The sequence below is a fragment of the Streptomyces sp. NPDC048275 genome (assembly GCF_040652275.1).
GTDB lineage: Bacteria > Actinomycetota > Actinomycetes > Streptomycetales > Streptomycetaceae > Streptomyces.
This window is the reverse complement of sequence record NZ_JBEZLR010000186.1, coordinates 1-7127: the sequence shown is the minus strand read 5'-3', so window position 1 is coordinate 7127 and position 7127 is coordinate 1. Positions and strand designations below refer to the sequence as shown.

Here is a 7127-nt window from a genome sequence, read left to right as displayed (position 1 = left end):
GACGGCGGCAGGCACCGCACACGATGAGCACCCCCACCCGGCACCAGCCGCATGGGGCCAGACTCGGCGCAGGCTTCCACCTGCACACCCACGCCACCCCCGCCCCACGGACGGGACGGCCACCGGGACACCCGAGATCTCTTTTCCCAAGACCGGAGCCGGGCCGAAAACCCAGCCCCACCCCGGAAAACCTAAACTCATCAGCGACGCTGACGCAGAGCGAGACGGTGAGCACCGCCTCGCGTTTCATGTCGAGTTCACGGGTGGTGTAGTCGAGGACGCCCGTGATGAGGATGTAGAAGGTCGCGGTGTTCACGGCGAAGGAGCCGCCCGCGAGGAACACCGTGCCGAGGTGCTCGCGCAGGATCGTGCGCAGCGGAGAGCTCTTCGTTCCCTTCTCCTCGGCCGCCAACGCCTGTTCCGCCGCCTAAAATTCGGGGTTCTCCTCGACGTGGGTGTGGATGTACCAGGCGAGCCCGAGGACTAACACACCGACAAGGAAGGGTAGTCGCCAGCCCCAGGCGGCGAACGCGCTCTCGCTCGTGAACGCGTCGGCCAACCGGAATTCCGTGTTGGCGGTCACCACGCCGGTGGGGACGCCGAGTTGGACGAAGCTGCCGTACAGCCCGCGCTTGCCCTCGGGGGCGTACTCGGTGGCGAGCAGCATCGCGCCACCCCACTGCGCACCCACCGCGATGCCCTGTACGACGCGCAGGGCGACGAGCAGGATCGGGGCTGCGACGCCGATGGTGGCGTACGTGGGGAGCAGGCCAATGCCCGTGGTGGCCAGGCTCATCAGGGGACGAACTACCGGCCGGGAAGTAGGCTCCGGACATCGACGACCACGCCGGTCCCATCGTCCAGCCGCGCGAAGTAGTCCGGGGTGTGCTCGCGTTCCCGGTCGCCATCCGGCCAGACCTCTTCTGCCCCTTGAACGCCGTGAACTTCCGGGCCGGTGAGACAAGTTCGGAGGGCTCGCCCCACTAGCGGGTCAGCGGACCGAGCCGACGGGCGCCGTCGGCACCAACGAACCCCACCTGGACGTCCGACGCGTACTTCCAGGCGAATACGCCTCCGCAGGCTCGCCCATGTGCCCTCCCCAGCACTCTGGCCGTAGTGCGAGCGTGGAACAACTTCGAGCGTTCCAAGGTCCAGAAAGCGGAGGCGTCACCCTAACGAGGGATGACCCGCTTCAAACCCACTGACAAACGAGCTCAGCCCTTCCCGGTGCCGTCGAGTTGGAAGTGCCAGATGACCACGATCGGGGAGTCGTCCAAGGCCGCGGCCGACGCTTCCGAGCACCAGTGCAACAGGTCCCAGGACATGTAGGTCGGGAGTGGGTCCGGGGCGGTGTCGGAGTCGAGGGAGTGGCGCGGGCGGCGGGGTTCCTCGCAGTGCCGGACCTGGAAGCCCAGCGGGAGGGCTGCGGCGAGGTAGGCGCTGAGCGGGCGGTGGTACTCGGCGAGGAGAGACGGGCGGCCGTCCGGGCCGGGACGGCGGGCCAGGGTCGGCCGGAGGTAGGACACCAGCAGGTGGGCATCCGAGATCACAAGGTTCCCGCCAGGGCGCAGAACACGCGCGAACTCGGCCAGCACGGCGGCCAGATCGGGGACGTGAGTCAGGGCGAGCGCGCAGACGACAGTGTCGACCGCGTTGTCGGGAAGCGGCAACTGGTGCAGGTCGGCCTCGTGAAATTCGACATCTGGCAGGCCCTTGCGGGCCTGGAGGAGCATTTCCGGCGAGGCGTCGACGCCGATCACATCGTGGCCGAGTTCACGCAGGTAGACGGTGTGGCGGCCGGTCCCGCAGGCCGCGTCCAACGCCGCGCCGACGGGCAGGCTGTCCAGGATGCGCCGGACAACGGGCTGCTCGACGTCGATCATCTGGTTGCCAGGGGCGTCATAGTGCGGCGCCCACTCCTGGTAAACGTCGGCCGCGTTGATCGTGCCTGGACTCGCCGTGACTCCCTCGGCATGCGCGAGGGCGGGCACATCCAGCAGGGTGCGGATCTCGGCGATCCGGGCCTCGACGAACGCCCGGTCGGCCCTCCCCTCCCTGATGCCACGCAGCAAAGCAGCGCCCTCGATACCCAGCAGATATCCCAGCGGGCTCAGATAGGTCATCCCACGGACGGTACGGACTCATGTTCCGACGGCTCCACCGGTTTTCCGGCGCTTCGAGCGGCCGTCATCGGTGGACCAGACCACCTGCGACCACTGACGAATCAGACCAGATCATCTGAGACGGAGACCAGATCGCTACTGAGATTTTCGGCCTAGGGTGACGGTGATCTCGCGGGTGGGTGTATCCCTGGAGGATGCGGTATCCCGATGGGGGTGGCTTGACCGCGAAGCAGCGGGCCCGGCGGGAGCAAGTGCGGTTTGAGGCTGCCGAGTTATTCGCGCAAGGGATGACACCGCCGCAGGTCGCGCGGCGGTTACGGGTCTCACGCAATTCCGCTTATGCCTGGCATGCCCGCTGGCGGGACAGCGGTGTTGAGGCCCTGCGGAGCAAAGGGCCGTCCGGGTGTCCGTCACGGATGAAGCCGGAGTGGCGGGCCTGGCTGGCGGCGGAGCTGGAGAAGGGGCCGGCCGCGCACGGCTGGACGGAGGACCAGCGGTGGACCCTGGCCCGGGTGGCCGCGGTGATCGCCCGGCGCTTCCACATGCGCTTCAGTTCGGCGCAGACCTGGCGCATTCTGCACCAGATGGGTTTTTCGGTGCAGGCGCCGGTGCGGCGGGCCGCCGAGCGTGACGAGAAGGCCGTGGCCACGTGGATCAAGGAGACGTGGCCGCAGGTGGAAAGACGGTGAGGGACCAGGACGCCTGACTGTGCTTCGCGGACGAGGCAGGGCCGCTGCTGCGGCCGCCGAAGGCGTGCACCTGGTCCCGCCGTGGCTGTCCGCCCCTGGTCCGGGTCCGGGCGGCCGGCTCGGGCCGTATCTCCATGGCGGGCCTGGTCTGCCGCAAGGCCGGTCAGCGCACCCGGCTGGTCTTCCGGATGCTGGTCCACCACGGCCGTAAAGGTGAGAAGAAGGGCTTTCGGGAGAGAGACTTCGCCTCGTTGCTGGACGCCGCCCACCAGCAGCTCGGCGGCAACATCGTGCTGGTCTGGGACAACTACAGCCACCACGTCGACGCCGCCATGCGCGAACTGATCGGGAAGCAGCCGTGGCTGACGGTCTTCCGCTTCCCACGTCGACTCGCAGTCGGTCAAGGGCGCTTCAGGTGAGCAAGTCAACTCGCGGCTTGACTGGGGGGCGCAGCTCGTGGCCGCACCGCCAGCCCCGCCGGACCGCCCCGAGCTGGGCACGGTGCAGGTCTGGGGCGGTGAATTGCTGTGCCACCGTGCGCAGGACGCGGGCCATCGCCTGGGCGGGTGGGGTGGCGGGGCGTGCCGCGGCGCGTGCGAGGAGGATGCGGCGGGTGGGGGCCGGGACGTCGGAGGCGAACGGCAGGAGGCGTACGTCGCTGCGTCGGCTGGTGAGGGCCAGGCGGGGTGCGAGCGCGATGCCGAGACCGGCGGCGACCATGGCCTGCGCCTCCTGGTAGTCGTGCGAGGAGTAGGCGATGCGCGGCTCGAATCCCGTCTGGCGACAGCTTCGGCGCAGGACGTCGGCGACGGGGTGGTTGTCGGCGCGGATGATCCACTCCTGGTCGGCGAGGTCGCCGAGGCGCACGGAGGGATGTGTGCGCAGGGGTGAGTCGGCAGGGACGACCAGCACTGTGGGGTCGTCCAGCAGGTGGGTGAGGGAGAGCGCCGGATCGTCGAGGCGGTTCCATTCGTAGTCCCAGAGCAGCCCCTGCTCCACCTCGCCGGTGTGCAGCATCTCCCTGAGCTCCGCGAGGACTCCGGCGCGTACCTCGATGCGGATGCCGGCGTGGCGACGTCGGAAACGCGTGAGCGCCAGCGGCAGCAGGGACGCGCTCGCCGTGGGGAAGGAACCGAGCCGCAAGGTGCCCTGGTCGAGGGCGGTGAAGGAGTCCAGGTCGGCCTGGGCGGCACGGAGCTCCCGGCGGATGGCCTGACCGCGTTCGGCCAGCGCGGCACCCGGCGGTGTGGGGCGGATACCGCGTGGCAGCCGCTCGATAAGGGGCTGCCCTGCCTCCTGCTCCAGCAGGGACATCTGCTGGGAGGCGGCGGAGGTGGTCATGCCGAGGGCTTCCGCCGCGGCAGTGAGTGAACCGCGTTCGGTGGCCTCGGTGAGCAGCAGCAGACGGCGCACGTTGAGCATGCCGTCGACTTTAGCTGAGCTAAACCCAGGTGAAGCGAACTGCGATTGTTCCGAAGTCATGCCTCTGCGAAGGTCTCCGCAATCGCCGAGGGGTTCACCGGCCCGCAATGCGCCCGTAACCGCTGCCTCGGCCCTTTCCCTACCTCCGTTGATCCAGGAAGAGCCTCAGACGTGCACATTCCCGCGACCCTGGTGCGTGGCGGCACAAGCAAGTGCTGGCTGTTCAATCAGGTCGATGTCCCTGCCGACCGTGGCGACCTCGAAAGGCTGCTGGTCGCCGCGTACGGCGCCACCGATCCCGTGGAGCTGGACGGGGTGGGCGGGGCAACCCCCACCACGTCGAAAGCGGCCGTGGTCAGCGCCTCACCCCAGCCTGGCGTCGACGTCGACTACCTGTTCGCTCAAGTCGGCATCGGGACGGGCTCGGTGGAGTGGACGAGCAACTGCGGCAACTGCGCCACCGGCGTCGCCCTGTACGTGGTGACCAAAGGAATGGTTCCGGTCACCGGCGACCGGACGCGCGTGGTGATGCGCAACACCAATACCGGCGCGGTCCTCGAAGGGATCGTCGACACCCCCGGAGGCATGGTGCACCACTTCGGCCGCCAGACGGTACCCGGCACCCGTGCCGGCGGGGTCGCGGTCGGCCTCACCTTCCGCGACCCGGCCGGTGGCACCACCGGCGTGCTGCTCCCCACCGGCCAGGCCGCCCAGGACCTGCGGGTCGGCGCCGCCGAGCCGGTACGCGTGAGCATGCTGACCGCAGGAGCTCCGGTCGTCCTTGTCGACGCCGCCAGTGCCGGGCGTACCGGTGCCGAGTCACTGGAGCAGATGAGCGCAGACGTCCCCTGGCTGCGCACCGTCCGTCATACCGCCGCACCCCTGATGGGGCTGCTCCAGCCGGGCGAGGAACCGGGCGACGCGGTGCCCAAGGTGGGCCTGGTCGGCCCGTCGGTGCCGTACACCACCACCCTCGGTGAACCGATCGGTGCCGAGGACTACGACGTGTCGGTGCGCATGCTCACCATGAACGCCCCGCACCCCGCGATCGGCCTGACCTCTGCCGTCGCCGTCGCGGCGGCCGAACTGCTGGAGGGGTCCGTGGTCTCCCGGACCACGGGCGGCCCGACCGACGAGTGGTTGCGCCTCGGCACGCCCGCCGGCGTCGTCGCGGTCCGCTGCACCGATGTAAGGCACGGCCTGCCGCACCGCGTCACCGTGCAGCGCGCGGCCCGTCTGCTCGCCGACGCCCGAATCTACGTACCGGAAGCAGGCAGCCCGCAAGCCGCCTGAGCCGCGACGAACATCACCTCGGTCAGGCCGGCTCCCAGCCGTCCGCCCGGGATACCCTCGCGCCCTCGGGGCGCGCCACCCCGTCCCCACCGCACCAAGGACAAAGATGTCTGCTGAAGTGATCTCCATAGGCGCCCTGCTGGTGATGTTCGTGGTCGGCACCGTGCTGCCGATCAACCTGGGCATCCTCGCCTTCGTCGCCACCTTCGTGGTCGGCACCGCCTCGCTCGGGCTCACCGAGGACGAGATCTTCGAAGGGTTCCCGGCGAAGCTCTTCGTCACCATCGTCGGAGTCACCTACCTGTTCTCCGTCGCCCGCCGCAACGGCACCATCGACTGGCTCGTCGCGGCCGGGGTGCGGCTGGTACGCGGCAAGGTCGGGCTCATCCCCTGGGTGCTGTTCCTGGTGGCCGCCCTGCTGACTGCGTTCGGTACGTTCACCCCGGCCGCGGTCGCGATCCTCGCGCCGATCGGCATGAACTTCGCCTACCGCTACAAGCTCAACCCGCTGGTCGTCGGCATGATGGTGATCAGCGGCGGGCACGCGGGCGCGTTCTCCCCGCTGGCCGTCTCCGGTGCGCTGGTGCTCGGCCTCGTCGACAAGACCGATTTGCAGGTCTCCGCCATGACGCTGTTCAGCGCCAGCTTCCTGATCAACATGGTGCTCTCGATCCTCACCTACGCCCTGCTCGCCAAGCGTCCCGCCCCGCTGGTCGAGGGCGCCGCGGAGGCAGCCGACGACGAGGACCTCGCCGTCTCCGGCAAGCCCGATTGGCGGCAGTGGCTCACCCTCGCCTCTCTGGTGGCCCTCGTCGTCGGCGCGCTCGGCTTCCACTTGGAGATCGGCTTCCTTGCGCTGGCTGCCGGCGCCCTGCTGGCCCTGGTGGACATGAAGCGGCAGGAGAAGGCCGTGGACGGCGTCAGCTGGTCCACCCTGCTTCTGGTCGCGGGCATGATGACGTACATCGCGATGCTGGAGAAGGCCGGCATCATCGAGAAGATCTCCGAACACGCGGCGGGCCTCGGCGCCCCGGTCGTCGTCGCCCTGCTGCTGTGCTTCACCGTGGCCATCACCTCCGCCTTCGCCTCCTCCACCGCGATTCTCACAGCGATCATCCCCATCGCCGTACCGCTGCTGCTCTCCAGCCACCTCAGCGCCGCCGGACTGATCGCCGCGCTCGCCGTCTCCACGACGATCGTCGACACCTCTCCCTTCTCGACCAACGGAGCACTCGTCCTCAGCAACGCCCGTGGGGTGGACACCCGCCGCTTCTACCGCCAGGTCCTCGGCTACACCGGCGGAATCGTCGCCCTCGGCCCCGTCGTCGCCTGGGGCGCCCTGGTCCTGCCCTGGTCATAGCGCAAAGACCGACGACGGACAGCGCAGGGCGCCGAGCACGACCACGCACGGCGCCCTCCGTGCTGATTCTGTGTGCAGGACCAGGGGGATACAGACGCAGGGCCTTCCACCTTGATCGTGGACACCTCGACACTGGATCTTGAGTCCAGGGAGAGGAGTCCCGGGTGGGGACCTACAAGTACTCGGCGGAGTTCCGGGCCGACGCGGTGGCGTTGGCCCGTTCGTCGGGCCGGCCCGTCT

At 69.2% G+C, this 7127-nt stretch carries 6 protein-coding genes and 1 pseudogene; 4 read left to right on the top strand and 3 right to left on the bottom strand.

The annotated features are described in order from the left end of the window. Window positions 1-205: 205 nt before the first annotated feature. A pseudogene (locus AB0D57_RS46620) lies at window positions 206-799 on the bottom strand (MFS transporter); the annotation flags it as partial. Window positions 800-1214: 415 nt separating this feature from the next. Then, window positions 1215-2123, bottom strand: a complete 909-nt coding sequence (locus AB0D57_RS46615) for a methyltransferase domain-containing protein (protein WP_362088596.1) — start codon at window positions 2121-2123, stop codon at window positions 1215-1217. A 218-nt stretch (window positions 2124-2341) separates the two neighbouring features. Here AB0D57_RS46615 and AB0D57_RS46610 point away from each other — a divergent pair, with 218 nt between their 5' ends. Beyond that, entirely contained in the window at window positions 2342-2812 is a 471-nt protein-coding gene (locus AB0D57_RS46610; protein WP_362088595.1) for a winged helix-turn-helix domain-containing protein, read from the top strand. A 17-nt stretch (window positions 2813-2829) separates the two neighbouring features. Next, window positions 2830-3231 carry a transposase gene (locus tag AB0D57_RS46605; protein ID WP_362088597.1) on the top strand — a complete coding sequence of 134 codons (402 nt, stop codon included), beginning with the start codon at window positions 2830-2832 and terminating at the stop codon, window positions 3229-3231. Here the strand turns inward: AB0D57_RS46605 and AB0D57_RS46600 are convergent. Then, window positions 3224-4234, bottom strand: coding sequence for a LysR family transcriptional regulator (locus AB0D57_RS46600; RefSeq protein ID WP_362088594.1), 1011 nt, complete (start codon window positions 4232-4234; stop codon window positions 3224-3226). The two genes, AB0D57_RS46605 and AB0D57_RS46600, sit on opposite strands and share 8 nt — an antisense overlap. Before the next feature lie 171 nt (window positions 4235-4405). On the opposite strand from AB0D57_RS46600, the gene AB0D57_RS46595 reads away from it, so the two are divergent. Both AB0D57_RS46595 and AB0D57_RS46590 read left to right on the top strand, forming a co-directional pair. Beyond that, window positions 4406-5527, top strand: coding sequence for a PrpF domain-containing protein (locus tag AB0D57_RS46595; RefSeq protein ID WP_362088593.1), 1122 nt, complete (start codon window positions 4406-4408; stop codon window positions 5525-5527). Between the two features lie 106 nt (window positions 5528-5633). After that, window positions 5634-6887, top strand: coding sequence for an SLC13 family permease (locus AB0D57_RS46590; protein ID WP_362088592.1), 1254 nt, complete (start codon window positions 5634-5636; stop codon window positions 6885-6887). Window positions 6888-7127 lie beyond the last annotated feature (240 nt).

Bases quoted from the DNA above. Each gene is read 5' to 3' on its own strand.
- AB0D57_RS46615 (WP_362088596.1), bottom strand. From the start codon at position 2,123: ATGACCTATCTGAGCCCGCTGGGATATCTGCTGGGTATCGAGGGCGCT.
- AB0D57_RS46600 (WP_362088594.1), bottom strand. From the start codon at position 4,234: ATGCTCAACGTGCGCCGTCTGCTGCTGCTCACCGAGGCCACCGAACGC.
- AB0D57_RS46590 (WP_362088592.1), top strand. From the start codon at position 5,634: ATGTCTGCTGAAGTGATCTCCATAGGCGCCCTGCTGGTGATGTTCGTG.